This window comes from Flagellimonas ulvae, from assembly GCF_049333175.1.
Lineage (GTDB): Bacteria > Bacteroidota > Bacteroidia > Flavobacteriales > Flavobacteriaceae > Flagellimonas.
Window position 1 is genome coordinate 2,913,250 of the sequence record NZ_CP186325.1, and the last position, 26,367, is coordinate 2,939,616.

The window sequence follows — 26,367 nt, forward strand, 5'->3', positions numbered from 1 at the left end:
TATATGCCTAAGAAAATTAAGCTTGGAATACTTGGAGGTGGGGGTGATTCCCTAATTGGTGTGCTACACCGGGTAGCGGCTTACATCAACGATAATTACGAAATAACAGGGGGAGTATTCAATGCCAATCATGAAGAAAGTATAGCTTTTGCAAATGAAATTGATATCCCTACCAATCGTGTTTATGCCGATTTGGATGCGCTGATAGAAGCGGAGCTAAAACTTCCGGAAGAAGAACGTATTCAGGTTTGCTCCGTACTTACGCCTAACTTTCTCCACTTTCCCATGGCTAAAAAACTATTGGAAAATGGTTTTCATGTCATTTGTGAAAAACCAATGACGACTAATTATGAAGAGGCGAAGATTCTACAAGAAACCTTGGCCAAAGCTAAAAAGGTTTTTGCAGTGACTCATACATACACTGGCTATCCTATGGTTCGCCAAATGCGGGAAATGATAAAAGCAGGAGAGTTAGGCAAAATCCATAAAGTGGATGCTAGATATTATCAAGGATGGATCAATGGGATTATCCATGACAAAGAAAAACGCTCCACAGTTTGGCGATTAGATCCTAAGAAAGCTGGAATCAGTTCATGCATGGGTGATATTGGCGTCCATGCCTTTAATATGATTGAGTTTACTACAAGCCTACAGGTCAAATCTCTTTTGTGCGATTTCAATTATCTGTATGATGATAATCAAATGGATGTGGATGGCACGGTTTTGATACGGATGGACAAACATGTCAAAGGTGTGATTCGAAGTAGCCAAGTAGCCACTGGAGAAGAAAATGGATTGGCAATTGCGATTTATGGTGAAAAAGCAGCCTTTAGATGGGAACAGGAAAACCCAAATTATCTCTACAAATTAAGCGATACAGAGCCTTTGCAGGTATACAAACCTGGGCATGCCTACAATTCCGAATTATCTTTGGATGGCACCAAACTGCCTCCTGGACACCCGGAAGGAATATTTGACGCCATGGCCAATATTTATTTGGGAGTAGCTAAAGCTATTAGAGGAGAAGCCTATAATGATGGTGAATTTCCAACCATGTTAGACGGGGTACGAGGCCTTAATTTTATAGAAAGCACAGTGGAATCTAACAAGCAGGGGAACATCTGGGTGAATTTGGATTAAGAAATTATCAAAATTCAGGATTGAAGGAATTATTTCATCATAGCTTGTTTTCTTCTAAAAAAAGACAAGGAAAATTCATTTTGGGTAATTTCTTGATTTATTAAATCTTCTAGTAAGTTTTTACCTGTAACTCGTTGGTAAAATAGACTAGTATTTTCTTTAGAAATCATAAAACAGTTTTCATTTATGAGTTTAATTTTTCCTAATTCTTGAAACTCGGAACCCAACTGAGAATGGAAAAGAACATCGCCATCTAAAAAGAATTTACTTTTTGGCATATAACCAAGGTTTTCTTCATAATAATATATGAATCCATTATCAAAATAAATCTCTTTATATATGATTTTATGGATAGGATGAGGTTTTATTTGCCAATTCCCAAAAAGTGATTCTTCACTAAATTCTTGACTTTCACAAATATTTGAAAATAGAAAGCTGCAAGTAATAATCAGGTGAAAATTAGATGTTAAAAAGCACTTAATCATAATTATTAAAAAACCTTTTCAAACTGCTCAAAAACCACAATCATACTTTCTCTAGGTAGTCGTTTGAATTCGGAAAGCTCTCGGGTGTAATAGTCCCAGTGTACTTTCTTCCAATAGTCCAAGCTCTTGTCCCCTTCACCTTCCATTCTTGCATGCTCTTCCCGAATCGCAAAATAGGGAATAAGCTTAACTCCAGTGGTACGGATAATGGTCTTGGCTTTCCCGTTCCAATCCGTGACAATGGCCAAATCTCCTATTTTGGGAAGTGTTTCTTTTCGCAATTGTAAACCCAAAAGGGAATGTGAAGTGGCTCTTTTTATTTCCTTGTTGACCAATTCAGAACAGACATTGGCATCTTTTTCATTGTCGCAAAAGCGAATGACTTTAGGCTCACCTTCGGAAACAAGGTTCGGCTTTGAATTTAAAAAGTCGGTCCACAAATCTTGGGCAGAAGCATTTTCCATTAGAGTTAGAATTTTGAAGGCAGATAAAATTTGGGTTCTTTCTGTTAAAGGGCCTAAGATAACAATTGAAGTTTTAACAAAGAAAATGGGGAAACAAAATTTCATCCACTAAAGGGCTGTTTTAATTCTAATTGAATACCTATATTTATCTTTCTTGACAAAGAATTGTTGAACCATCTAATTTCCTCAACAGAGAATCCAAGAAATCTCTGAATCTTAATTTGACCAAAATGAAAACAATAAAAGGACCTGCCGTATTTCTCGCCCAATTTGTGGATAGTGAACCACCATTCAACAGTTTGGATGGTCTTTGTAAATGGGCTTCTGATTTAGGATACAAAGGAATTCAGATTCCTACTTGGGAATCGTTCCTTATCGATTTGGATAAGGCAGCAGAAAGTCAGGACTATTGCGATGAGCTCAAAGGAAAAATCAATTCCTACGGGTTGGAGATTACAGAACTTTCCACGCACCTTCAAGGACAATTGGTGGCCGTACATCCTGCTTACGATATTATGTTCGACAATTTTGCGCCAGACCATTTAAAGGGAAAACCGAAGGAAAGAACCCAGTGGGCCATTGAAACGGTAAAAAAAGCGGCAACTGCAAGTAGAAGATTGGGAATTAAAGCACATGCAACTTTTTCTGGAGCATTGCTTTGGCATACAGCACACCCATGGCCACAAAGACCTCCAGGACTTGTTGAAATGGGATTTGAGGAATTGGCCAAGCGTTGGATGCCTATTTTAAATCATTTTGATGAAGAAGGTGTGGATGTTTGTTACGAAATACACCCCGGAGAGGATTTACATGACGGAGACACATTTGAGCGTTTTTTGGAAGCCACAGGCAATCATAAGCGTGTCAATATATTGTATGACCCCAGCCATTTTGTTCTTCAGCAACTGGACTACATCACTTATATAGACCACTATCATAAATTTATTAAGTCGTTTCATGTAAAGGATTCAGAGTTCAACCCTACAGGCAAAAAAGGAGCCTTTGGTGGGTATAACGATTGGGGAGATAGAGCTGGACGTTATCGTTCTTTGGGTGATGGGCAAATAGACTTCAAGACCATTTTTTCCAAATTAACCCAATATGGCTGTGATGTTTGGGCCGTGATGGAATGGGAGTGTTGTATAAAGAGTCCAGAACAAGGGGCTAGAGAAGGCGCTAAATTTATTGCTGATCATATCATTGAGGCCACTACCAAAACCTTTGATGATTTTGCTGGTTCTAATACGGATACTGACAAACTTAAAAGAATACTGGGATTATGAAGAAAATAAGCTTGCTCCTTGTTTTGGCTCTTACCTTTTCATGTAAAGAAAAGCCAAAAGAACAATCTACAGAACAGCTGGAAACAACTGAAGCTTCTGAAGAGGAAGAATCGGAATGGACCGTTTTATTTGACGGCACTTCTTGGAACGGATGGCATGTGTACTCTGGGCGTGAAATAGAGGAAGCATGGTCACTCCAAGATGGAGCTATGTTACTAAACAAGATTTCCGAAGCCCGAAAAGACGGAGAACGTTTCAATATGGTGACGGATAAAGAGTACATCAATTTTGTACTTTCCATAGAATGGATGGTGAACAGTGGAGCCAATAGTGGTATCATGTGGGGCGTAGTGGAAGATGAAAAGTACAATGAGCCATATATCACAGGACCTGAAATACAAGTATTGGACAATGTATCGCATCCCGATGCAAAAAACGGTACAAGCCATCAGGCGGGGGCCCTTTATGATATGGTTTCTCCAACTCAAGATGTAGTAAAACCTGTTGGGGAATGGAATCATTACTTGATTACCATAAATCACAACACCAATGAAGGAAGTGTGGTATTGAATGGAACAAAGATTACTGAATTTCCGGTAAATGGGGACGCATGGGATGCTATGGTGGCCAATTCAAAGTTTGCCACCTGGGAGGCATTTGGAAAATACAAAACCGGAAAAATTGCATTGCAAGACCATGGAGAGCCCATTGTAATTGGGTACAGAAATATTAAGATTAAAGAGTTATAAGATGACCAAACAAGTACGTGCTTTTTTTGCTGCATTAGTTTTGACCGTAGGCTTCGTGTTCGGTCAAGAGAAAGAACCCACTACTCCAGAAGCTACGGAATTCTATGAACCCGTACCTCCAAAAGTCGTTCCAGGTAAAAATGGAACACCTCCGAGTGATGCCATAGTTCTTTTTGATGGGAGTAACTTTGACGAATGGATAAGCTCCGTAGATAGTACAGCGGTTAAATGGAATTTGAATAAGGATGGTAGTATGACCGTGAAGGACAAAACCGGCAATATTCAAACCAAACGAAATTTTGGAAGCTTCCAATTACATTTAGAATGGAAATCACCGGCCGAAATCCAAAGAGAGGGACAGAATAGGGCGAATAGCGGGGTGTTTATACAGCAACGTTATGAAGTTCAGATTTTGGATAATAATGATAATCCGACCTACGTAAATGGGCAGGTAGGATCCGTTTACAAACAAGGCGTTCCATTGGCCATGGCATCCGTGCCCACTGGAGAGTGGAACAGTTATGATATTGTTTTTCATGCACCCAAGTTTACCAGGGGAGGTAATATTGATGAACCGGCTACAGTAACCGTAATCCACAATGGGGTGTTGGTCCAAGACCATTTTGAAATTGAAGGAACCATTAAGTACATAGGTTGGCCCAAGTATGAGGCGCATGGGAAAGCCCCTTTAATGCTTCAAGACCATAAGGATAACAGTAGGGTGAGTTATCGCAATATTTGGGTTAGGGAGTTGGACTAGCTCATAACGCTATTTTCATACATCTATTCTAACCAAAAGCCCATTGGCTATTTTGGTTACCTTTGCCAAAATTCAATACTCCGCATGATTCAATCCATGACCGGCTTTGGAAAGCACGTAGTGCAGCTTCCTTCCAAAAAAATTACCGTAGAGATAAAATCACTGAACAGTAAAAATCTGGACATAAATGCCAGAATTCCTCAATTGTACAGGGAAAAAGAATTGGAGCTCAGAAAAATGATCGCAGACGGCCTTTCAAGAGGAAAAGTAGATCTTGGGCTTTATGTAGAAATCACGGGTGAAGAAACTACTTCAGAAATCAATCAGGGTGTGGTAAAAAAGTATATGGAACAGTTGGGTTCCATTACTGAAGGAGAACCCATTAAATTCTTGGAATTAGCTTTACGCATGCCCGATACCCTTCGTAGTGATAAGGAAGATTTGGATGAAGAGGAATATGCTTCAATTAAGGAAGCCATGCGGCAAGCACTTTTAAAAATAAAAAGCTTTCGTGAAAAAGAAGGCAGTGTTTTGGAAGCTGATTTTAAGCTTCGGCTTAAGACCTTGGGTAACCTTCTCAATGAGGTAAAACAGATTGACCCTGAACGCTTGAATACCATTAGAGAGCGTTTGAACAGGGCATTATCCGAGCTTAAAGTTGAAGTGGATGCCAATCGATTTGAACAAGAGCTCATTTACTATCTGGAGAAATACGATATTACGGAGGAAAAGGTACGCTTGGCCAATCATTTGGAATATTTTGATTCAACCCTGGGCTCTGGAGATTCCAATGGAAAAAAATTGGGATTTATTGCACAAGAAATTGGAAGGGAAATCAATACCATAGGGTCTAAAGCAAACTATGCTCCCATGCAGCAATTGGTAGTGCAGATGAAAGACGAGCTTGAAAAGATTAAGGAACAAATGCTTAATGTACTATGAGCAAGGGTGGAAAACTCATTATTTTCTCTGCTCCTTCAGGCAGTGGAAAAACTACCATTGTAAGACACCTTTTAAAACAGCCCGAACTCAATTTGGCTTTTTCGGTTTCAGCGACTTCCAGACCCCCAAGAGGAGAGGAGAAAGATGGGGTCAATTACTATTTCATATCCACCAAAGAGTTTAAACAACATATCAAGAATGACGATTTTTTGGAGTGGGAAGAAGTTTATAGAGACAACTTTTACGGGACTTTAAAAAGTGAAGTGGAACGTTTGTGGGCCGAAGGGAAAAATGTAATTTTTGATATTGATGTGGTGGGGGGGTTGCGAATCAAGAAAAAGTTTCCCAAAGAAACACTAGCGGTTTTTGTTAAACCTCCAAGTGTTGACGAACTAAAGATTCGGCTTAAAAAGCGAAGTACGGAAAGTGAGGACAAAATCAATATGAGGGTGGCAAAAGCTTCTGTTGAATTGGCTACGGCTCCACAGTTTGATAAAGTGATTAAGAACTACGATTTGGATAAGGCTTTGGAAGAGTCGTATAGACTAGTTGCCGACTTTGTTCACACTAAATCCGAAGAAGAATAGATAATAGATAGTATGAAACGAATTGGATTGTTTTTTGGAACCTTCAATCCTATTCATATAGGTCATTTGGTCTTGGCCAACCATATGGTGGAGTTTTCCAATTTGGATGAAGTCTGGTTTGTAATCACTCCACAAAGCCCTTTCAAGACAAATCAATCTTTGCTGGAAAACCACCATCGTTATCAAATGGTGTATGAGGCCGTTGAAGACTATCCAAAACTAAAGCCCAGCAAAATAGAGTTTGACCTTCCCCAACCCAATTACACCATTAATACCCTTACGCATTTATACGAAGAATATGGAGATTCCAGCCAGTTTGCATTGATTATGGGCGAGGACAATCTCAAAAGCTTCCATAAATGGAAGAATTATGAGGTTATTCTGGAAAATCATGAGATTTATGTATATCCCAGAGTCTCTGAGGGTAAGGCAAAATCAGAATTATTGAAACATCCCAAGATACACCAGGTTGATGCCCCTATTATGGAAATTTCATCCTCTTTTATTAGAAAGGAACATGGCTCGAATAAAAACATACGGCCGCTTCTTCCTGAGCGCGTATGGAAGTATATGGATGAGATGAACTTTTATAGAAGCTAAAAAAGGCTGTCTAAAAAGAGTGAAAGTCGTCATTCTGAATTCATTTCAGAATCTCAATATTAATAAGCACAACCATTTAAGAGAACCTGAAACAAGTTCAGGTTGACGAATCCATACTTTTTAGACTGCCTCTTTCAATATTAGCTTTTAGAATTGTTTTCCTTGCTTCTCATCTAAAAACTTGATATCCCTAGTATTTTTTTGAACCGCGACCGCGGCAAATAAGCTAAGGGCAAACGACATGCCATAAAACCCTTTTTCACTTAATTCAAGATCCGCATTCCACAGCCCGATAATCAATAATAAAATGGATGCTAGTGTTGTAAACCAGCTAATGCCATAATAGGCGTCGGTAACAGGCAGTCCTTCTTGCCGGTCCCTAACGCTTTTTTGTACGGAGACCACCGAGAAAAGCCCAAAAAGCAGTAAAGTGAAATAATACCCTTTTTCATTGAGCCACATATGGGCATTCCATAATCCGATACAGTACGAAGTCATTCCAACAAACAATGCAGACCATGAAGCCGAAATAAAGGCTGATGTTGGACGTAAATCAAATTTTCTTTCTTTTTCTTTTTTCTCAAAGTTCAATGCATTCTTTTCATTTAAAGATTGATTGTCCATAATTGAAATTTTTAGAATTAATGATGGGGCAAAGATGATGGAAGTGTGTCATCGAAATCAAAACATCATTATTTAAAAACTAATGATTGAAATTTTTTGTTTTTTATATAATATATTGTTTTTTAATATATTAGAAATATATTTTATGATGATTCAATGCAAACTATTTTAGATATACTTGCTGTGTTGTCCCCAAAGGAAAAAAATGATTTCAAATCCTATTTGAGAAAGAGAAACCAACGGGGGGATACCAAGAATCTACAACTGTTAAGGCTTATTGATGCGGGAAGCACCAAAGATTTGGACCTTACGTTATATGGTAAGCCGGCGAAAGCAGCTTTTCATGCACTTTGTAAAAGGCTTCAAGATGTCTTGATTGATTTTGTGGCAAGCAAAGGTTTTGAACAGGAATCTTCCCAAGAGTTGGAGATTTTGAAACTGGTATTGGCCAGTAGGATTTTTTTTGAGCAAAAACTTCACAAAATTGGATTTAAGACCCTGAATAAAGCAGAGGCAAAAGCGGAACAGATTGATGGGTATTCCATTTTAAACGAAATCTACCACACCAAAATCCAATATTCGCACCTAAATGATGCATGGGTACTTTCGGATTTGATGAATAAATATGAAAGAAACAGAAGACTTTCCCATCAGGATTTTCAGCTCAACATGGCATATACCAGCATTAAATCGGAACTCAAACAGCGCACAGGAAAATCAGTACATGACATTGTCACCCAAACGTTTTCTGAATTTCATTTAAAACTTAATGACGACCTCACTTACAAATCCTTGTACCAATTAATGGTGATTACGGCTACTTCGGCCAAGCTGCAAAATGATTTTTACACGTTAACCCCATTTATAATAGAAGTGTTTGAGGTGCTCAAACAGAAGGGTGATGTACCTGAAAAATATCGGTACTATCATATTAGCATGCTGTATTTAATGGCAAGTACCGAATTTAGGAATAAGCGCTTTGAAGCTTCAAGACTGCTCATCGTTGAAATGGAGGAAGCTTTAAGTAAGAGCCGCAAGGAATACTCGCAAGTGTTCTCCAACAAGCTGTCGGTTTTAAAGGCGCTGAACGAAGTGTATACAGGAAATCCTCTAGAAGCCATTGACCTATTAAAGAACACTCCTGAGGTGGATTTAAACAAAATGCTAGTCCTGATTATGTGTCTTTTTCAGCAGAATATGTTCTCTGAAGCTTATGGATACTTAAAAAAATTAACGCGTTCAGATGATTGGTACGAAAAAAAAATGGGCTGGACCTGGGTGTTGAAACGAAACATTATAGAGATTCTTTTATTGATTGAGCTGGATAAATTGGATATAGTGCTAAATAGGTTTCACAGGTTTCGAAGAAAGTTTACAAAGAAATTGAAATCAATTGAAGAAGAGCGGGTTTTGATTTTTATAGACTTAGTGAAGGAATATTATGAGAATCCTGAATCTGTACGTTCAAAAACTTTTGAAGATAAGGTTGAAGCATCCTTCATTTGGTTGGACAGGGAGCAAGAAGATATTTTTGTGATGAGCTTTTATGCATGGTTAAAGGCGAAGATGCAAGACCGTAATCTGTATGAAGTGACCTTGGACATGGTTTCTAGTTGATGGTTAGCGAATGGCATTTAGGATATCTGTTCCTAAATACTTATCGTCTGAATTGTAATACCATGCTCTGGTCTTAGGCATTTTTATACCATTGATTTCTTCTATATCTTTCAATAGAATATATTCACCATCTCCTTTTTGTTCATCATGATAAAACTGATAGACCTCCATTGCAAAAGTGGTTGGGTCAAAATAGAAATACCATATATCATCACCTACACCTTCGTCGTAATTTACTTTTAAAACCAAATATTCCTTGCCCTTGAAAATCTTTCTTTCCACTTTAGGGTCCAAATTTGTTCCAGGGTCTTTCAGTTTCATAGGCAAACCGTATAGATAGGTATAGTAGTTTCGCAGTAAACCGCCTCGTTCACAGGTCAACCGATATTTTTTTCTATCCTTTTCAGAAATCTTCTTGCTTCCGTTCAAAGAGGTAGTGCACTTTTCTTTTTCAAAACTATACGAATATTGTACGCTGTCTTTTTCTACTTCCAATTCAAAAATTTCTTTGGGGATATTCAAATGTATGGAGCTTTTTCTATCACTTGAATTGGGAGTCTCCATCACTACCAGGAAAGTAGTATTGAAACTCTTCCATTGGTTGTTTGGGTCATGATAGCTGATTGCCTTATCCAAAAGCTGGGTAGCCGTAATGTTTTGGGAATACGTTTTTGTCGCTCCAAGAAGAAGTAACAGAGTCGCTAGGTAACGCATAGGGTCTTGGGTTTAGTTTTGCTTTTGGACTCTTGCAGGCTCTACTGTACTATCGTGTTCACTATAATAAAGCTCTAACAACTTTAAAGTCGATTTAATCAAGTCTTTGCTCTCCGTGAGAAGAGAAAAGTATAAGGTAGTGTTTTTAGGGCTGGATTCTTCTGTCCGAGTGCGAGCCACTTGTTTTTCCAACTTCTCCGAAACCATATTGAAAAGCTCCTCACGCTGTCTTAAAATAGATTCTATCTGTACGAACTTTCTAGATTGAAAAATTTCCTGAGTGCTTCTAAATAAATCTTCTAAAGTAATATCCAGTTCTTTCAATTCTTTGATTTGGGTATACTTTAATTTTTTGTGGTTGTTATGGACATGTTTGTGTCCTAGGGTAGAAATGTATTCTAATGATTGGGATATGTCTTGCAAAAGCCCCAAAAGATTTATATAGAAATTACTCGCTCCACCAACGCTTGATTCATCCAAATTTTTAATGAAATAGAAAACATTGTTCTTTAGGTCGTCTATTTCTCGAGACATCTTCTCCACTCCTTTTCTGTTCTTTTTCAGCATTTCTATATCATGCTTGGCAAGCCCGTTTATGGAGTTGGTGTAGATTCTGTTGCTACGCTTTATCATATTGCCAATGTTGTCGGCACTTTCTTCAATAACCCCTTGAATCGAGCTGCTTTCGGCCCTTCTTAAGCTATCTTCAGCTTTGATTTCCTTGGTTTTCCTGTTATGCGACATATAGTTTCGTAGCAAAATGAATGCAGTAGCCACAAGAAGAAGTATTAAAGAAACCAGTTTCCCCAAATGTAGTAGGTATGCAATAATGGCAGCAGCGGTGAAGGCACACAGCGCCGTAAAAAACCAACCACCAATTACATTCAATACCCCAGCAACCCGATATACTGCACTTTCAGCGCCCCAGGCCCTATCGGCCAATGACGTTCCCATGGCCACCATGAAAGTCACATAGGTTGTGGAAAGTGGCAATTTCATGGACGTTGCAATGGATATAAGCACACTGGCCACCATGAGGTTTACGGAAGCTCTTACCATATCAAAAGCCGGCATATCCTGAACCTTGCTTTTAGGGACATACTCGTAGGGTATGGTGAATTGTTTATCGGTTACTTTCCTAATGGATGGAGGAATAACCTTTAGGATGTTTTCAGAAGCAGCTATGCTGAATTTTACGATTTGTCTGGAAAGAAAATTAGGTTGGAACCGTTCTTCGCCTTCATCCTGCCTGGCCAAGTCTACACTTGTTTTCACAACACTTTTTGCTTTTGACGAGAACCAAAGTGTTACCACCATAATCGCACCAGACAGAAGCAGTAGTAGGGTAGGCGTACGCACTGCGGCAGACAATCCACTCATATCAAATTGAGACGGGTCTACACCGGATACGCTCCAATCTTGGAAAGACTGAAGGGCGGCAATAGGAACACCAATGAAGTTTACCAAATCATTCCCTGCAAAAGCCATGGCCAGCGCAAAAGTCCCTAGTCCAATGACCACTCGGTATATGTTCTTATTAAAGAATTGTGCCAGTACCCAAGACAACAAGGTCCAAAAAACAAAGTTGGATAGTACAAAAATCTCCGTTTGCGTGTTCGCGAATTCAGTTAGGGCGCCCCCAAACAAATCAGCACTCTTCAAGCCTTTTACCAGTATAAAATGCACAATGGCGGAAATGGCCAAACCGCCAAAGATGGCCTCCACCCATTTGGTTTTGTTTTTATAATCGAAAGAGATGAGTAAACGAGAAACGAACTGTACGATTGCACCAATGGTAAATGCTATGAAAACAGAGAGTAGAATTCCGAAAATAATCTGTGCTGCTTTATCTGTATTGATGTATGCCCCCAAGTCGGAAAAACCTCCATCTGTGTTTACTATTTTGATTAAAGATATGGCGACGGAAGCACCAAGCAATTCAAAAACAATTGACACTGTGGTTGAGGTTGGCATTCCAAGGGTGTTGAAAAAATCAAGAAGCAATATGTCCGTTATCATTACGGCCATGAAGATGAACATGATCTCCGCAAATACGAATTCCCCTGGATTAAAAATTCCTTTCCGAGCTACCTCCATCATTCCACTGGAAGACATTGCCCCAAAGGCAATACCCACACTAGCCACTATCATGATGGTACGAAACGAAATGGCTTTAGAGCCAATGGCAGAATTCAAAAAATTAACAGCATCGTTGCTTACTCCCACAACTAAATCGGTAATGGCCAATATGGCAAGGGCAATTACCATAAAAATGTAGATGTTTTCCCCCATCCTAAAATTGAAATATGGCAAAAATGCCATTATATATCTGGACCAAGGTTAATAAAATGTTACCAAATGGCCTTATAAATCCTGGATTTGTTTCTCCATAACCACAGCACATTTATCTTTTGATATATCTTCGCCAAAATTCAAGGAATTTATGGATTGGGAACAACTACTTTCCTTAAAGAGGTATGGGGATAGTTTTAAGCGAGAACGGAAAAATCAAGACGAAACACGTTTGGGGTTTGAGGTGGATTATGACCGAATCATTTTTTCATCTCCTTTTCGTAGTTTACAGGATAAAACCCAAGTAATTCCTCTTCCTATTTCTGTTGGTTCCCAAAGAAACTTCGTACATACCCGACTGACTCATAGTCTTGAGGTATCCGTTGTAGGGCGAAGTTTAGGAAGAGCAGCGGGCAAACAGATATTGGCCAAATACCCTGAATTGAACAATCAATTGGGATATCAAATAAATGATTTTGGCGCTATTGTGGCAGCTGCTGCTCTGGCACATGATATTGGTAACCCACCCTTTGGACATAGTGGTGAAAAGGCCATTGGTAATTTTTTTGAAAACGGAAAAGGGAAAGAGTACAAAAGCCTATTAAGCCCTGAAGAATATCAAGATTTGGTGGATTTTGAAGGCAATGCCAATGGGTTTAAGCTATTAACGGAATCCAAGGGGGGAGTTGATGGAGGTCTAAGATTGAGTTACGGTACACTGGGAGCATTTATGAAATATCCTAAAGCTTCTCTGCCCAAAAAGCCATCCAAGCATATTGCCGACAAAAAGTTTGGGTTCTTTCAGAGTGATGAAGAGTTTTTTTTGGAAGTGGTGAAAGAACTTGGCTTGACTAGGAACCCAAGCAATCCTGAAGTTGGTTTTTACAGACATCCTTTGACGTATTTGGTAGAGGCCGCTGACGATATTTGCTATACCATCATAGATTTTGAAGATGGAATCAACTTAGGACTTATATCTGAGGAGTATGCTCTTGAGTATCTAATCAATTTGGTAAAGGAAAACATCAGCACCAAAAAATACAATGAGATGCCTCATGCCAGTGATAGATTGAGTTATTTAAGGGCCTTGGCAATAAGCACACTAATTTCGGATGCTGTCTCAGTTTTTGAAGATCATCAGAATGAAATTCTTCAAGGTACTTTTGATTCTGCACTTTTGGATAAGGGAAAATATCAGGCCCAAATGGATGACATTATCAAAATAAGCATCGAAAAAATATACCAATCCTCCGAAGTTATAGACAAGGAAATTGCGGGTTACCGTATTCTTCAAGACCTATTGGAAGTTTTTACAGATGCTTTGGTAAACACAAAAAACGGTTCTAACTCCAATTATGACAATCTGTTGGTTAAGAGTCTACCAGAAAAGTACAGGAGTACAGAAGGCTCTATATACCAGATTCTTTTGGATACCTGTAGTTTTATAGCAGGTCTTTCGGATAGTGCGGCGGTACATCTGCACAACAAGATTATGGGGCAGCATATTTAAAAGGCGTAGGTAAGGCCCACACCCAGCAATTGTTTAAACTGAATTCTGGGTTCTCCTGGGTTGATAACCGTTCCATCATCCGCTAATTCTTCATCAAATCGAATGTCATCATCATAGATAAGATGAGTGCCGATATTGGCATTGATATATTTGTTCACCTTTAGGTTAAAGTTAACTTCCCAATCAATATCCACGTTACCAAAACGTCGCGTGTAATCTGTATACAAACTCAGTCTATGATTCATAAATACATTTTTAAAAACTTCTTTCTCCCAAGTATTGGTGATTAAGAATCCAACCTCTGTGAAAACTCTTTCACCTTCTTCCACTCCAAAAGCTCCTTGGTTTGATAAAGCTTCATCCAAAACGAAGGTTGCCTTTAAGGAAATAGGAGACATGAAAAGGTTGAATTTATCTTCTTCAACTATATAAGCTGAACCAGCACTTAGGAATAGGTATCCTGGAGCCATAAATCTGGAGATTGGGGTTGTCCTGTCTGGATAATTAAATCCATTTGAAAATTGTGTATTTAAAGATGCATTAATCGAATAATACCAATTGGTTATGGTATCCTTCCGAAAACTAAAAGTGGAGTTAAGTCGAATCTGATCGTCTGTTTTTCTAAGTTGTCTACCTTCTTGAGCATTGAGACCATATCTTAACCGTAGCTCATTTTTCCAATCCAGGTATCTAAATTTATAATTACGGGTAAATCGCATATTGGCCAAAGCGGAGACCGAATTTTCACCCCCTGCATTCCAATTCACAAAAGCCACTTCATTGATGTTCAACCCAAACTCATGGCCCTTTTCCCAAAAGGATTGTGGAACAAAGCGTTTGAATTTTTTATTCAGGGTCTTGGTACGGTTAAGAACGGTGACCGGACTTGTCAATTTTGCACCCCTTGGCACATACTTCAACTTAACGTCTTTGATTCGTATCGGTTGAAAGCTTTTGGCACTATCATTACTCCTTTCAAAAACTCGCAGAGGATTAACCTGGGCAAAGGAAGAATAGAATGAAAAAAAACATAGGACAACAACAAGCAGAAGTCGTGTCATAAGGCTGATTTTATTTTTTCTCGTAACGAATTTATATCAATTCCCGCTAATTCATGGGTCTCCATCATGGTGCCGTGCTCAATAAAACGATCAGGCACTCCAAAATTGGTGATAGTTTTTTGTAAACCACGCTCACTGGCAAATTCCAATATTGCTGAGCCGAACCCTCCTATTTGACAACCGTCCTCTATAGTAATAATGCTATCATATTGTTCAAAAATGGTAAGGAGCATTTTAGAATCCAAAGGTTTTACAAACCTCATATCATAGTGACCAACAACTCCTTCGGAATCGATATCTTTTAAAATTTGAACTATCGAATTACCTATGTGCCCAATGGAAAGTACGGCTACCTTGGAACCGCTTCGAAGGCATTGCCCTTTTCCAATCGATATGGATTCAAAGGAAGTTTGCCAATCCATGGTTACCCCTCTTCCTCTTGGATATCTTATGGCAATAGGGCCGGAGAGGTCTTTTTGAGCGGTGAACATTATATTTCGTAGTTCCTTTTCATTAAGTGGGGCGAAAATAATCAGGTTAGGTATACATCTTAGGTATGCTATATCGAAAACCCCATGATGTGTGGGGCCATCTTGGCCAACAAGCCCAGCTCTGTCCAAACAAAAAATGACAGGAAGGTTTTGCAGGGCCACATCGTGGATTATTTGGTCATAGGCCCTTTGTAAAAAGGTGGAGTAAACATTGCAAAAGGGAACAAGCCCTTCTGCTGCCATACCAGCTGCCAGGGTCACTGCATGCTGTTCCGCTATCCCCACATCAAAGGCCCTTTTCGGAATGGCCTCCATCATAAATTTCATGGAACTTCCAGTAGGCATAGCAGGAGTGATGCCAACAATCCGTTCATTCTGTTTTGCTAGCTCCACCAGAGTATGCCCAAAAACGTCTTGGTACTTAGGAGGTTGTTCTTTCTGCGAATTTTTCAAGCGCTCTCCCGTAGCAGCATCAAATTTTCCTGGAGCGTGGTAAGTAACCTGATTTTCTTCAGCTTTCTTGAGTCCTTTTCCCTTTGTGGTTATAATATGGAGCAGTCTGGGTCCTTTTATGCCTTTGAGTCTTTCCAATTCGGTAATCAGCAAATCCAAATCATGACCATCAATAGGACCAGAATAATCAAGGTTCAGGCATTCAAACAGGTTTTCATCTTTTGCCGTTCCTTTTTTAACGTTAGTCAAGTACTTCTTGAGAGCTCCAACACTGGGGTCAATGCCAATGGCATTATCATTTAACACTATAAGTACATTAGTGTCGGTTACCCCTAAATGATTAAGACCTTCAAAAGCCATTCCGCTTGCAATGGAAGCATCTCCTACTACGGCAATATGTTGTTTGTCAAATTTATTCTGTAACTGAGATGCCATGGCCATTCCTAAAATGGCTGAAATTGCCGTAGAGCTGTGGCCTGTGCCAAAATCATCAAATTCACTCTCACTGCGTTTCGGAAAACCACTGATGCCGCCTAATTGACGATTGGTTTCGAAAATCTGCTTTCTTCCTGTTAGGATTTTGTGCCCATAAGCTTGATGACCCACATCCCAAATCAATTTATCTTCTGGAGTATTGAACACATAATGCAGGGCAATGGTTAATTCCACCACGCCTAAACTTGCCCCAAGATGTCCTTCTTTGGCGGCCACAATTTTTATAATAAAATCGCGCAGTTCGTAGGCTAAAAGGGGGAGCTGTTCTTTACCTAGCTTTTTTAGGTCTTGGGGTGAGTTGATATGTGCTAAAAGTGATTCCAATAGGTTAAAAAACAAAAATACCCATTATCCATAAATTGATTTGTTTTAGATTCGTTTGAAGAAACAAAAAATGTTAGACTTTGGATAATCCTTTTGACGATGGTTACTTTATGAAAAAAGCACTGCAGGAAGCTGAACTTGCCTTTGAAAATGGGGAGGTTCCGGTAGGTGCGGTAATCGCAATCGATAATAGAATAATAGGGAGGGCTCATAATCTTACTGAGAGATTGAATGATGTAACGGCCCATGCGGAAATGCAGGCCATAACCGCAGCATCCAATTTTCTGGGAGGAAAGTATCTTCACAACTGTACTTTGTATGTTACCCTTGAGCCATGTCAAATGTGTGCTGGGGCCTTATATTGGAGTCAAATATCCAAAGTGGTATACGGTGCTCCGGATTTGGAACGAGGATTTAATGTGATGGGAACGCAGCTACATCCCAAAACAGAGATTTTTGGCGGTGTTATGGAAAAAGAAGCATCTGAACTTCTAAAACGCTTTTTTATTCAACGAAGAAATCTAAATTAAGCCCCAGAAGTTCTTTGTTTTTAGCCAGATATCTTGAAAAGTCAAAACCTAAATTCTCAGACAAACCGTAAGTGGGATAGTTTAAAGTTGCTGATGCCTTATCACCATAAAAGAAATTGAACAGGAGTGAATAGTCTTGTGAGTCTTGATTTTTAATAAAAAACTTTTTTGCCTCTTTTAATTTAAGAGGTACATCATATGAATTGTGGGCTGTCTTCCATGCAACAAAGGTTTCCTGACCCAAATGGTCTTTTAAGCTTTTTGGCCTCTTATATCGTATCCAATAAAAGGTTCGAAATAAATATTCCTTAGTTCTTAGACGTATAGTGTCTGCCGTAATTTTTTCGCTGGTCCAAACATAAGGAGTACAAAAATTTCGTTTGACAAGCGGCTCAATTAAGAATTTACTGGAAAAATCCACGGTGGCCTTATTGGACCATGACCCTCCTATATCATCTGCTAGGTTTAGGGCAACTTTGATTTCTGAAGGAGGCTCATTACTCAATTCCTTATTTACTTCTTTTGTAACCTCTTCTATGAGTTGTTCCGCATTCAGTTTTTTGAGCGCTCTTATTTTATGAAGCACCATATCTTTTCCCATGGGATTATAACCGGCAATGGGTAAGCTTATATCGTCTTTTTTGGTGCCCTTAAGGAGAGAAAGATAGGCGTCGAATCTTCCACGATTCCTTGGTAGTTCATAAAGGGATTCCATTTGGTCCAATATGGGCAACAAAGCAAACATAAACTCAAAATAGTTAAAACTGGGCATAAAAAAACCCCGATGCTAACATCGGGGTTACTTAATCAAGAATACAATATATTATCCGATTACCTGCACTTGTGCGGCAACCACACCTTTTCTTCCTTCTTCTTCTGAATATTCTACCTTGTCCCCGTCTTTTAGCTCTACGCCGTTCAACGCAGTAACATGGACGAAAATGTCGCGACCTGTCTCGTCGTTGGTAATGAATCCATAACCTTTAGATTCATTGAAAAATTTTACTGTACCAGTCATTTTAAAAATAATTGTTAAAAACGCGAAGGTATGCTATTAAAATGGTAAGTAATGCTATTACGCTTTAAATCTTTAGAAATTATGGCTTTTTCTTATTGCTAGCCTCGTTTTCTTGCATTTTTTTTATGTTTTCATGATTTAGCATATAGTCTTTCATTTTTTTGCCCCTACTTTCTTTGATGAGAAAGAGTGGCATGGCCACTAAAAACAGACCAACCGTACCTGCTCCAATGAACTTATTGCCCCGTACTTCATTTTCGGATTTAATATTAAATCCATAAATGATTGACGAAAAGGACAGTATCACAATTGCAAGTATTATATATCTTATTCCTGATTTCATTGGGAAAAGTTAATCAGTTTTCTTCTATAGGCCGTTAGTAATTTTGATTTTGAAATGAAACCCACATATTTTCCATTGTTGATTACGGGGAGGTTCCAGGCACCACTGTCTTGAAATTTTTTCATTACCTGTTTCATGGTATCGCTATCCTGAAAAATATGCTCTGGAGGTGCATGCATTAGATTGTTTACGAATATTTTATCGTATTGTTCTGTATCGAACATGATTTCACGAATATCATCCAAAAGAATGATGCCGATAAGCCTTTTATCTTCATCCAAAACAGGAAAAATATTTCGTTTGGATTTAGATACGGATTGATGTAGCATCTCTCCTAAAGACATTTCTGGAGTTACAGTTTTGAAGTTCTTTTCAATTACATTATCCATTTCCATGAGGTTCAGCACCATTTGGTCCTTGTTATGGGTCAAAAGAGCACCAATCTTGGCCAACTCTTTAGTGTATATGGTATAGTCCAGTGCATTTTTGGTCATCAAATAAGAAATAGAAGCGGTGATCATTAGCGGTACAAAAAGTTGATATCCACCCGTTATTTCGGCAATAAGGAAAATCGCCGTGAGAGGTGCATGAATTACCCCCGCTATCAACCCGGCCATTCCAATTAGGGTGAAGTTACTTTCCGATACTTGCCAGCCAAGTCCCAGATTATTGATGATTTTTGCCACCACATTCCCCAAAGCACTACCCATTACCATAGTTGGAATAAAAACCCCGCCAGCTCCGCCGGCGGCAAAGGTGGTGGTCATGGCGATTGCCTTGAATAGGGTAATACCAAAAAGTAAGGCAATAACCACCCAAATGTTCTCTGTGTAGGCATCAAAAGGTGTGTTGCCCAAAGCCATTAAGTGATTACCGACCAAAAGATTATTAATGAAGCCAAAGCCTTCCCCATACAAGGGTGGAATGGCGTAGAGCATGATTCCAATAGCAATCCCACCTACCAAAAGACGGTATTTAGGACTCCTAAAAGGCTCGAACCACTTCAGGATTTGAAAATACATTTTGGTAAAATAGATAGATGCAAAAGCGGTACCCACTCCCAAAAGGATGTAAAACAAGGTGTCACTGAGCTGAAAGCCTTCTGTCAAGGAGAAACTAAATAGCACTTCGTTCCCTAAAAAGAAATAGGAGGTAAGTACGGCAGAAATGGAGGCTAACAACAAGGGTAAAAGAGACGACATGGCCAAATCCAGTGAAAATACCTCCATAGCAAAAATAACAGCTGCCACAGGAGATTGGAATATGGAGGAAATGGCTCCCGCAGAAGCACAGGCTACCAATAAAGACCTTGTCTTGGCATCAATATGAAACAATTGGGCAAGATTGGAACTCAAAGCGGCACCGGATTTTACGGCGGGACCCAATAAACCAACCGAACCCCCAAAACCTACAGTAAGAGGAGCAGCTATCAAGGGCGTATAGATATCTTTTACAGGCAATAATCCTCTTTTTTTAGACAATGAAAAGATGATGGATGACACGGCGTGCTGCAGGGGTTCTCGATGAACAAACTTGACATAGAGAAACACCAGGGCCAATCCAACAATTGGAAGTATAAAATAGAGTTGATTTTCAGAGAAAATTATACCTGCTTTAAGCAAGGATTGGATGAGGTAGGTAAGGTTTTTCAGGGTTACTGCCACCAAACCAGCTGTAAATCCAACCAACAAGCTCATAATGTGCACAAAAGTCCTGTTGGAGATGTTTTTGTATCTCCATTTTAAAAAGCGGGTCAGTAATCTTTTGACTTTACTGTCCATCAAGAGGTTATTGAATAAAAGTATTAAAAAATCCCGCAATTTGCGGGATTGTTACTTTGTTATATATCCAATTTTAAATGGAGTTCTTTCAGTTGATTTTCATCTATTGAAGCAGGGGCATCAATCATCACATCTCTTCCACTATTGTTTTTTGGGAAAGCAATAAAATCACGAATGGTTTCCTGACCTCCCAAAATAGCAACCAATCGGTCCAAACCAAAAGCAATTCCCCCATGGGGTGGTGCGCCGTATTGGAAAGCATCCATCAAAAACCCAAACTGATTTCTTGCTTCTTCTGAGGTAAAACCAAGATGTTTGAACATCGTCGCTTGTACTTCCTTGTCATGGATACGAATGGAACCACCACCTATTTCATTTCCGTTCAATACTAAATCATAGGCATTGGCCCGAACTGCTCCAGGGTCTGAGTCCAGTAATTCCAATTGTCCCGGTTTTGGGGACGTAAATGGATGGTGCATGGCATGATAATTCCCGGTTTCTTCATCCAATTCCAATAAAGGGAAATCTAAAACCCAAAGTGGAGCAAATTCGTCGGGCTTTCTCAAGCCCATGCGTTCGGCCAATTCCATGCGCAAAGCGCTCAGTTGGGCACGGGTCTCGTTGGTGTTTCCAGAAAGAACACAAATCAAATCTCCCGCTTTAGCTCCCGTAACCTGGGCCCATTTTGACAAGTCTTCTTGGTCATAAAACTTATCTACAGAAGATTTGAAAGAACCGTCTTCATTGCATTTGACATATACCATGCCTTTGGCACCTACTTGGGGTCGCTTGACCCAATCAATAAGTTTATCAATTTCTTTACGAGTGTATGAGGCGGCACCAGGGACAGCTATGCCCACGACCAGCTCAGCAGAATTGAATACGTTGAAATCTTTGTGTTGTGCCACTGAATTCAACTCACCAAATTCCATCCCGAAGCGAATATCAGGTTTGTTGTTACCGTATTTTCGCATGGCCTCATCAAAAGTCATTCTAGGGAAATCACCAGAATCTATTCCATGGATTTCTTTGAGGAGATGTTTGGTCAATCCTTCAAAAGTGTTCAAAATATCCTCCTGTTCCACAAAGGCCATTTCACAGTCTATCTGCGTAAACTCAGGTTGACGGTCGGCTCTTAAATCCTCGTCCCTGAAACATTTTACAATCTGAAAGTACTTGTCCATTCCACCAACCATCAACAACTGTTTGAAAGTTTGCGGGGATTGTGGCAAAGCATAAAACTGTCCTTCATTCATTCGGCTTGGGACCAAAAAATCACGAGCGCCTTCGGGGGTCGATTTTATTAGATATGGTGTTTCTACTTCGATAAAACCGTGGTCAGATAGATACTTACGAACCTCCATGGTCACCTTATGCCTAAAGATGAGGTTGTTTTTTACTGGATTTCTTCGAATATCAAGGTAGCGATACTTCATTCGAATATCCTCTCCACCATCAGTATCGTCTTCTATGGTGAAGGGAGGAAGTTCAGAAGGATTTAAGATGTGAAGCTCGTTTACCAATACTTCAATATCACCTGTTGGAATATTCGGATTCTTTGAAGCTCGTTCAATCACGGTTCCCTTAATTTGAATCACGGTTTCCCTACCTAGTTCTCGGGCACTTTGCAAAAGCGTCGTGGAAGAACGATCTTCATCAAAAACCAATTGGGTAATACCGTATCTATCCCTTAGGTCTACCCAAACTACAAATCCTTTGTCTCGTACCTTATGTACCCAACCACTGAGAGTTACATTGGAGTCAATATCTGATGAGCGAAGTGCTCCACAAGTCTTATTTCTGAACATAATCTGAGAATGAACGGCAAATTTAAAAGGAATGGTGTGATTTACTACCAGTTAAACAGATTTTATATTGGATTATATACAGGGCAAAAAAAAGGACAGCAAATTCTTTAAGCCGGACATAAACAATTAATAAACCATGGATTAACGTAAATTTTACATATGAATTATCAAGAACTATGGACAAAAGCTTCGTTTAATTGTTAGCTAATGTTTAAAAAAATGAAAACATAAATGTTTGAAAAACAGTAAATTATGTGTTTAAAGTTAATTTAATGTAAATAAAATGTTACTCAAAAGTGTATTTAATGTAAAATAATAATTACTTTTATACCGTTATAATCCTTGAAAATAATTTAAAACCCATATAGATGAAGCAATCAATATTACTCTTAATGATGGTGTTTTCGGTCTGTATGTACTCCCAAAGCACAGAACCGACTTTGGAAAAAGTGGGGAAATTGGTTAAGGCGACATATTTTCACGAAAATGGTAACATAGCTCAAACGGGCTATATGATGAAAGGTAAGTTGCATGGACAATGGTTTATGTATACCGATAACGGACAGAAAATCGCTTCTGGTAAATACGAAGAAGGAAAAAGAACTGGTAAATGGTTCTTTTGGAAAGGAGAGATTTTAAAGGAGGTTGATTATGCGGACAATCGTATTGTTAGTGTAAAAAACTGGAACAAGTCAGAAATTGTTTCAGTAGACTTATAACTTAATCTGTTGTAAAAAAGCCCGGCCAATTGGCCGGGCTTTTTTTGTTTTAGCACATCCTACTTTTATGCTGCTATATCCAATACCTCTTTTTTGGTTTCTTCCTTCTTTACCCTATTTTTTCTAATGCGAACCTTAACGCGATACACTATGCTGAACAAGATTGGTACAACAATAAGCGTAAGGAAGGTGGCTACAAAGAGTCCGTAAATTACGGTCCAAGCCAGGGGTCCCCAAAAGATTACGTTATCTCCACCAAAGTAAATGTTGGGATTAAACTCACTAAACAGTGTAAAGAAATTGATGTTGAATCCTGTAGCCAATGGGATAAGCCCCAAGATGGTGGTAATCGCGGTCAATAAAACTGGGCGAAGCCTAGCTTTACCTCCTTTGACAACGGCCTCCATAAAATCACTTGGTTCCAACAAATCGTCGTCATCCAGTTCCAATTCCACTTTCTTACGATCTATCAAAAGTTGGGTATAATCCAACAACACCACCCCGTTGTTCACCACAATACCCGCCAAAGAAATGATTCCCATCATGGTCATCATAATAACGAATGCACTTCCAGTAGCAACTATGCCTCCAAAAACCCCTATCAGACTCAAGAATATGGCCAGCATAATAATACCAGGTTTGGAAATGGAGTTAAACTGGAAAATCAGGATAAAGAAAATCAAACCAAGACCCGTAAAAAACGCACCCATCAAGAATGCCATTTGCTTGTTCTGTTCTTCAATTTGTCCCGTGTAATCCACCTTAATGTTTGAAGGAAGATCGGTAAAGCTTTCCATTTCATCTTGAATTTTACTGACAATGGCACCAGCATCTGTATATCCAGGAGCTAGAGCCGAGTAAACGGTGACCACACGTTTTACGTCTCTATGTTTAATGGCACTAAAACCTGAACTGTTCACTTGTTTGGCCACTGCCGAAACAGGAACTTCTTTGGTTTGCCCTGAATTTTGGTCTTTGAAGGTGATTCTTTGATTAAACAGGGCACTGGTATTGTATCTGTTCTCTTCATTGAATCTTACATAGATGTCATAATCTTCTCCATCTTCTTTATAGATACCGGCCTTAGCTCCAAAAATTGAATTTCGAAGTTGCTGACCTACCTGGCCTGTGGCCACACCCAATTCTCCCGCTTTTTTGCGGTCTACCGCAACAAGCATAGAGGGTTTGGATTTGTTCACATCAATCTTGAGTTCATCAATGCCGGGAATGTTTTTTGAGTTGATGTAGTTCCTCATCTTTTCAGCGGAAACAATCAATTCTGAATAATCATCTCCCTCCAATTCTATATTGATGGGGTAACCCGCAGGAGGGCCAACAGCATCCTTTTCAACAGAGATGGCAACACCAGGATAAATATCTTTAAGAGCTTCCTGAACTTTTTTGAGTAGTTCGTTACTGTCTGCCCCTTCTCTAAATTTATATTCCCGCATGGTGGCGGTAATTTTACCACGGTGTGGCATTTCAGCAGCCGAACCTCCATCGGTTTGAGGATTTCCAGCTCCTTCACCTACCTGCGACACTGCACTTTCAGTTAAGAAATTGAAATCACCGTTTAGATACGCTTCTTCGTTGATGATGTCATACACTCTCTTTTCAACATCTTTGGTAATGGCATCCGTCTTTTTAATATCGGTCCCTTCGGGATATTCTATATAGACAATAATCTGATTAGGGGTATTGTCCGGGAAAAACTCAACTTTTGTACGCTGACTTCCAACAGATGCCCCGAAGCCCATAAATGCCAAGAACAACAAAACAAAAGTTCCTATGGCAATAAAGATGGGTCTTCTTCCAGCCAATGCTCTACGTAGAGTTTTTTCATAGAACTTTTCCCATCTTGGGAGAATCTTGTTTTGAAATCCGTTGGCCCAATTTCTTAGGAACAAACGATATATCCAAAGCAGAATGGAGGTCAAAACCATTAGGGTTCCCAAGGCTCTATAACTACCACCCACAATCATAATAAGCAACCCGATTCCACCAACTATTGCTGTTATTCGTATAATCTGCTTCAATGGCATATCCTTGTCTTCTGTAGTCATGTAGCGAGATACGAGAACGGAGTTAAAGAAAATGGCAACGAACAAGGATGAACCCAGAACTACTGAAAGTGTTACCGGGAAGTAGATCATAAATTGACCCATTACTCCGGGCCATAGACCTAGGGGAACAAATGCCGCGACGGTTGTCAATGTGGATATGATGATAGGGAAAGCTATTTCACCAATTCCCTTTTTAGCGGCTTCAATCCTTGACATGCCTTCCTGATCCATTAAACGATACACATTTTCAACCACCACAATCCCGTTATCCACCAACATACCTAAGCCCATAATGAGGCCGAAAAGAATCATGGTGTTCATGGTATAGCCCAAAGTGCTCAAAATCATAAGCGACATGAACATGGACATAGGGATGGCAAAACCTACAAACAAGGCGTTTTTGAACCCTAAAAAGAACATCAATACCGTGACCACTAGAATAATTCCGAAGATGATATTGTTCACCAAATCATCTACTTGTCCAATAGTTTTTGCGGATTGGTCGTTCGCAATGGTCACTTCCAAGTCTTGAGGGAAGACATTCGCTCTGGCATCTTTAACCATAACCTGAATCTGTTCCGCCGCGGCCACCATGTTTTTACCAGCTCGTTTTTTAACATCCAGCATTACTACAGGATGACCAAATTCTCTGGCGTAGGTGGTCTTGTCCTCCTCTTTGAAAGAGACCTTGGCAATATCCTTCAAATAAATAGGTTCATTGTTTTCAGATTTTACCACAAAGTTTTCGAGCTCACTGGGCTCATCAATTTCCCCAACAATACGAATGGTCCTGCGCTGTCCACTGCTAATCAGATTTCCTGCTGAAGTGGTCATGTTTTCCCTACTGATGGTGTTGATGACATCGTCAAAACTGACTTTGGCGGCCATCATTTTATAGATATCAACAGCAACCTCGACCTCTTTTTCTTGAGCACCTCGAATATCTACTTGTTTGATTTCCTGTAGGCTTTCAATCTCATCCTCCAGATATTCCCCATATTCTTTTAGTTTTTCTACGGGATAATCCCCTGAGATATTGATGTTGAGGATTGGTATCTCTTCAGACATGCTTAAATCAAAAACGGTTGGCTCTACTTTGGCACCGTTAAAAGTGGGCCAATCTTCACCGGCCGTTTGTGAATCTACTTCATCTTTAACCTTTTGCTTGGCAGCTTCAACGGAAATGCTCTCATCGAACTCCACAATAATCATGGAATAATCCTCTTGAGAGGTAGAAGTTATTTCGATAACGTTACTCACCGTTTTCAATTCATCCTCCAAAGGGTCGGTAATCAGCTTTTCAATATCCTCGGCCGTGTTTCCTGGATATAGCGAACTAATATAGATTTTTGTTTCCTTGATTTCTGGGAAATTCTCACGAGGCATGCTAAAATAGGCCGAACCTCCCAAAAAGAGTATAACTGCAATCAAAACATACATTGTCGTTTTGTTGTCAATAGCCCATGAAGCCAGTCGAAACTCTTTATTAACTTTTTTCTTTTTCTCGTCCATAA

General features: G+C 39.5%; 24 protein-coding genes. 11 read left to right on the forward strand and 13 right to left on the reverse strand.

Translation table 11 applies throughout. The features are described 5' to 3' along the window. Positions 1-3 precede the first annotated feature (3 nt). Positions 4-1,140 (forward strand): Gfo/Idh/MocA family protein, encoded by a 1,137-nt coding sequence (locus ACOKFD_RS13395; protein WP_422858378.1) that lies wholly within the window; start codon positions 4-6, stop codon positions 1,138-1,140. Positions 1,141-1,169: 29 nt separating this feature from the next. Here ACOKFD_RS13395 and ACOKFD_RS13400 read toward each other — a convergent pair whose 3' ends face one another. Next, positions 1,170-1,625 carry a hypothetical protein gene (locus ACOKFD_RS13400; RefSeq protein WP_422858379.1) on the reverse strand — a complete coding sequence of 152 codons (456 nt, stop codon included), beginning with the start codon at positions 1,623-1,625 and terminating at the stop codon, positions 1,170-1,172. 5 nt (positions 1,626-1,630) lie between these two features. Beyond that, positions 1,631-2,089, reverse strand: coding sequence for an ASCH domain-containing protein (locus tag ACOKFD_RS13405; RefSeq protein ID WP_422858380.1), 459 nt, complete (start codon positions 2,087-2,089; stop codon positions 1,631-1,633). Positions 2,090-2,319: 230 nt separating this feature from the next. Between ACOKFD_RS13405 and ACOKFD_RS13410 the strand changes: the two genes are divergently transcribed. From ACOKFD_RS13410 to nadD, 6 genes are all read left to right on the forward strand, one after another. After that, positions 2,320-3,372, forward strand: a complete 1,053-nt coding sequence (locus ACOKFD_RS13410; protein WP_422858381.1) for a sugar phosphate isomerase/epimerase family protein — start codon at positions 2,320-2,322, stop codon at positions 3,370-3,372. After that, positions 3,369-4,121 (forward strand): 3-keto-disaccharide hydrolase, encoded by a 753-nt coding sequence (locus tag ACOKFD_RS13415; RefSeq protein WP_422858382.1) that lies wholly within the window; start codon positions 3,369-3,371, stop codon positions 4,119-4,121. The genes ACOKFD_RS13410 and ACOKFD_RS13415 overlap by 4 nt, the downstream gene beginning before the upstream one ends. Before the next feature lies 1 nt (position 4,122). Then, on the forward strand, positions 4,123-4,881 hold the full coding sequence (locus tag ACOKFD_RS13420; protein ID WP_422858383.1) for a 3-keto-disaccharide hydrolase: 759 nt from the start codon (positions 4,123-4,125) through the stop codon (positions 4,879-4,881). An 84-nt stretch (positions 4,882-4,965) separates the two neighbouring features. Next, a complete protein-coding gene (locus ACOKFD_RS13425) occupies positions 4,966-5,823 on the forward strand; it encodes a YicC/YloC family endoribonuclease (RefSeq protein ID WP_422858384.1) in 858 nt (285 codons plus the stop codon). Further along, positions 5,820-6,410 carry a guanylate kinase gene (gmk, locus tag ACOKFD_RS13430; protein ID WP_422858385.1) on the forward strand — a complete coding sequence of 197 codons (591 nt, stop codon included), beginning with the start codon at positions 5,820-5,822 and terminating at the stop codon, positions 6,408-6,410. The genes ACOKFD_RS13425 and gmk overlap by 4 nt, the downstream gene beginning before the upstream one ends. A gap of 12 nt (positions 6,411-6,422) precedes the next feature. Next, positions 6,423-7,010 (forward strand): nicotinate (nicotinamide) nucleotide adenylyltransferase, encoded by a 588-nt coding sequence (nadD, locus tag ACOKFD_RS13435; protein WP_422858386.1) that lies wholly within the window; start codon positions 6,423-6,425, stop codon positions 7,008-7,010. Between the two features lie 147 nt (positions 7,011-7,157). On the opposite strand, the gene yiaA is transcribed toward nadD, so the two are convergent. Continuing rightward, positions 7,158-7,634 (reverse strand): inner membrane protein YiaA, encoded by a 477-nt coding sequence (yiaA, locus tag ACOKFD_RS13440; RefSeq protein ID WP_422858387.1) that lies wholly within the window; start codon positions 7,632-7,634, stop codon positions 7,158-7,160. 156 nt (positions 7,635-7,790) lie between these two features. Between yiaA and ACOKFD_RS13445 the strand changes: the two genes are divergently transcribed. Continuing rightward, the gene (locus ACOKFD_RS13445; RefSeq protein WP_422858388.1) at positions 7,791-9,251 is read left to right on the forward strand and encodes a hypothetical protein; all 1,461 of its coding nucleotides are present in this window, start codon (positions 7,791-7,793) and stop codon (positions 9,249-9,251) included. Between the two features lie 3 nt (positions 9,252-9,254). On the opposite strand, the gene ACOKFD_RS13450 is transcribed toward ACOKFD_RS13445, so the two are convergent. Together ACOKFD_RS13450 and ACOKFD_RS13455 are read right to left on the reverse strand one after the other, a co-directional pair. Then, entirely contained in the window at positions 9,255-9,965 is a 711-nt protein-coding gene (locus ACOKFD_RS13450) for a DUF6503 family protein (RefSeq protein WP_422858389.1), read from the reverse strand. A 12-nt stretch (positions 9,966-9,977) separates the two neighbouring features. Then, complete coding sequence (locus tag ACOKFD_RS13455; protein ID WP_422861025.1) at positions 9,978-12,257, reverse strand: inorganic phosphate transporter; 2,280 nt, start codon at positions 12,255-12,257, stop codon at positions 9,978-9,980. Between the two features lie 151 nt (positions 12,258-12,408). Here ACOKFD_RS13455 and dgt point away from each other — a divergent pair, with 151 nt between their 5' ends. After that, the gene (gene dgt, locus ACOKFD_RS13460) at positions 12,409-13,767 is read left to right on the forward strand and encodes a dGTP triphosphohydrolase (protein ID WP_422858390.1); all 1,359 of its coding nucleotides are present in this window, start codon (positions 12,409-12,411) and stop codon (positions 13,765-13,767) included. Here dgt and ACOKFD_RS13465 read toward each other — a convergent pair. After that, on the reverse strand, positions 13,764-14,828 hold the full coding sequence (locus ACOKFD_RS13465; protein WP_422858391.1) for a DUF3078 domain-containing protein: 1,065 nt from the start codon (positions 14,826-14,828) through the stop codon (positions 13,764-13,766). The two genes, dgt and ACOKFD_RS13465, sit on opposite strands and share 4 nt — an antisense overlap. Then, the gene (gene dxs / locus ACOKFD_RS13470) at positions 14,825-16,591 is read right to left on the reverse strand and encodes a 1-deoxy-D-xylulose-5-phosphate synthase (RefSeq protein ID WP_422858392.1); all 1,767 of its coding nucleotides are present in this window, start codon (positions 16,589-16,591) and stop codon (positions 14,825-14,827) included. Before dxs ends, ACOKFD_RS13465 begins: the two co-directional genes overlap by 4 nt. Before the next feature lie 80 nt (positions 16,592-16,671). On the opposite strand from dxs, the gene ACOKFD_RS13475 reads away from it, so the two are divergent. After that, complete coding sequence (locus ACOKFD_RS13475) at positions 16,672-17,121, forward strand: nucleoside deaminase (protein ID WP_422858393.1); 450 nt, start codon at positions 16,672-16,674, stop codon at positions 17,119-17,121. Here ACOKFD_RS13475 and ACOKFD_RS13480 read toward each other — a convergent pair. The 5 genes from ACOKFD_RS13480 to aspS all read right to left on the reverse strand — a co-directional run bounded on the left by ACOKFD_RS13480 (position 17,096) and on the right by aspS (position 22,071). Then, positions 17,096-17,893: a hypothetical protein gene (locus ACOKFD_RS13480; RefSeq protein WP_422858394.1), complete on the reverse strand. Its 798-nt coding sequence runs from the start codon at positions 17,891-17,893 to the stop codon at positions 17,096-17,098. The two genes, ACOKFD_RS13475 and ACOKFD_RS13480, sit on opposite strands and share 26 nt — an antisense overlap. A 51-nt stretch (positions 17,894-17,944) precedes the next feature. Continuing rightward, complete coding sequence (locus ACOKFD_RS13485; RefSeq protein ID WP_106144042.1) at positions 17,945-18,139, reverse strand: cold-shock protein; 195 nt, start codon at positions 18,137-18,139, stop codon at positions 17,945-17,947. Between the two features lie 79 nt (positions 18,140-18,218). Continuing rightward, positions 18,219-18,482 (reverse strand): hypothetical protein, encoded by a 264-nt coding sequence (locus tag ACOKFD_RS13490; protein ID WP_422858395.1) that lies wholly within the window; start codon positions 18,480-18,482, stop codon positions 18,219-18,221. Next, positions 18,479-20,263, reverse strand: coding sequence for a chloride channel protein (locus ACOKFD_RS13495; protein ID WP_422858397.1), 1,785 nt, complete (start codon positions 20,261-20,263; stop codon positions 18,479-18,481). The genes ACOKFD_RS13490 and ACOKFD_RS13495 overlap by 4 nt, the downstream gene beginning before the upstream one ends. A gap of 59 nt (positions 20,264-20,322) precedes the next feature. Further along, entirely contained in the window at positions 20,323-22,071 is a 1,749-nt protein-coding gene (gene aspS, locus ACOKFD_RS13500) for an aspartate--tRNA ligase (protein ID WP_422858398.1), read from the reverse strand. Positions 22,072-22,439: 368 nt separating this feature from the next. Here aspS and ACOKFD_RS13505 point away from each other — a divergent pair, with 368 nt between their 5' ends. After that, complete coding sequence (locus ACOKFD_RS13505; protein WP_298995726.1) at positions 22,440-22,790, forward strand: nicotinic acid mononucleotide adenyltransferase; 351 nt, start codon at positions 22,440-22,442, stop codon at positions 22,788-22,790. A 65-nt stretch (positions 22,791-22,855) separates the two neighbouring features. Here the strand turns inward: ACOKFD_RS13505 and ACOKFD_RS13510 are convergent, their stop codons facing one another. Beyond that, positions 22,856-26,365: an efflux RND transporter permease subunit gene (locus tag ACOKFD_RS13510; protein WP_422858399.1), complete on the reverse strand. Its 3,510-nt coding sequence runs from the start codon at positions 26,363-26,365 to the stop codon at positions 22,856-22,858. Positions 26,366-26,367 lie beyond the last annotated feature (2 nt).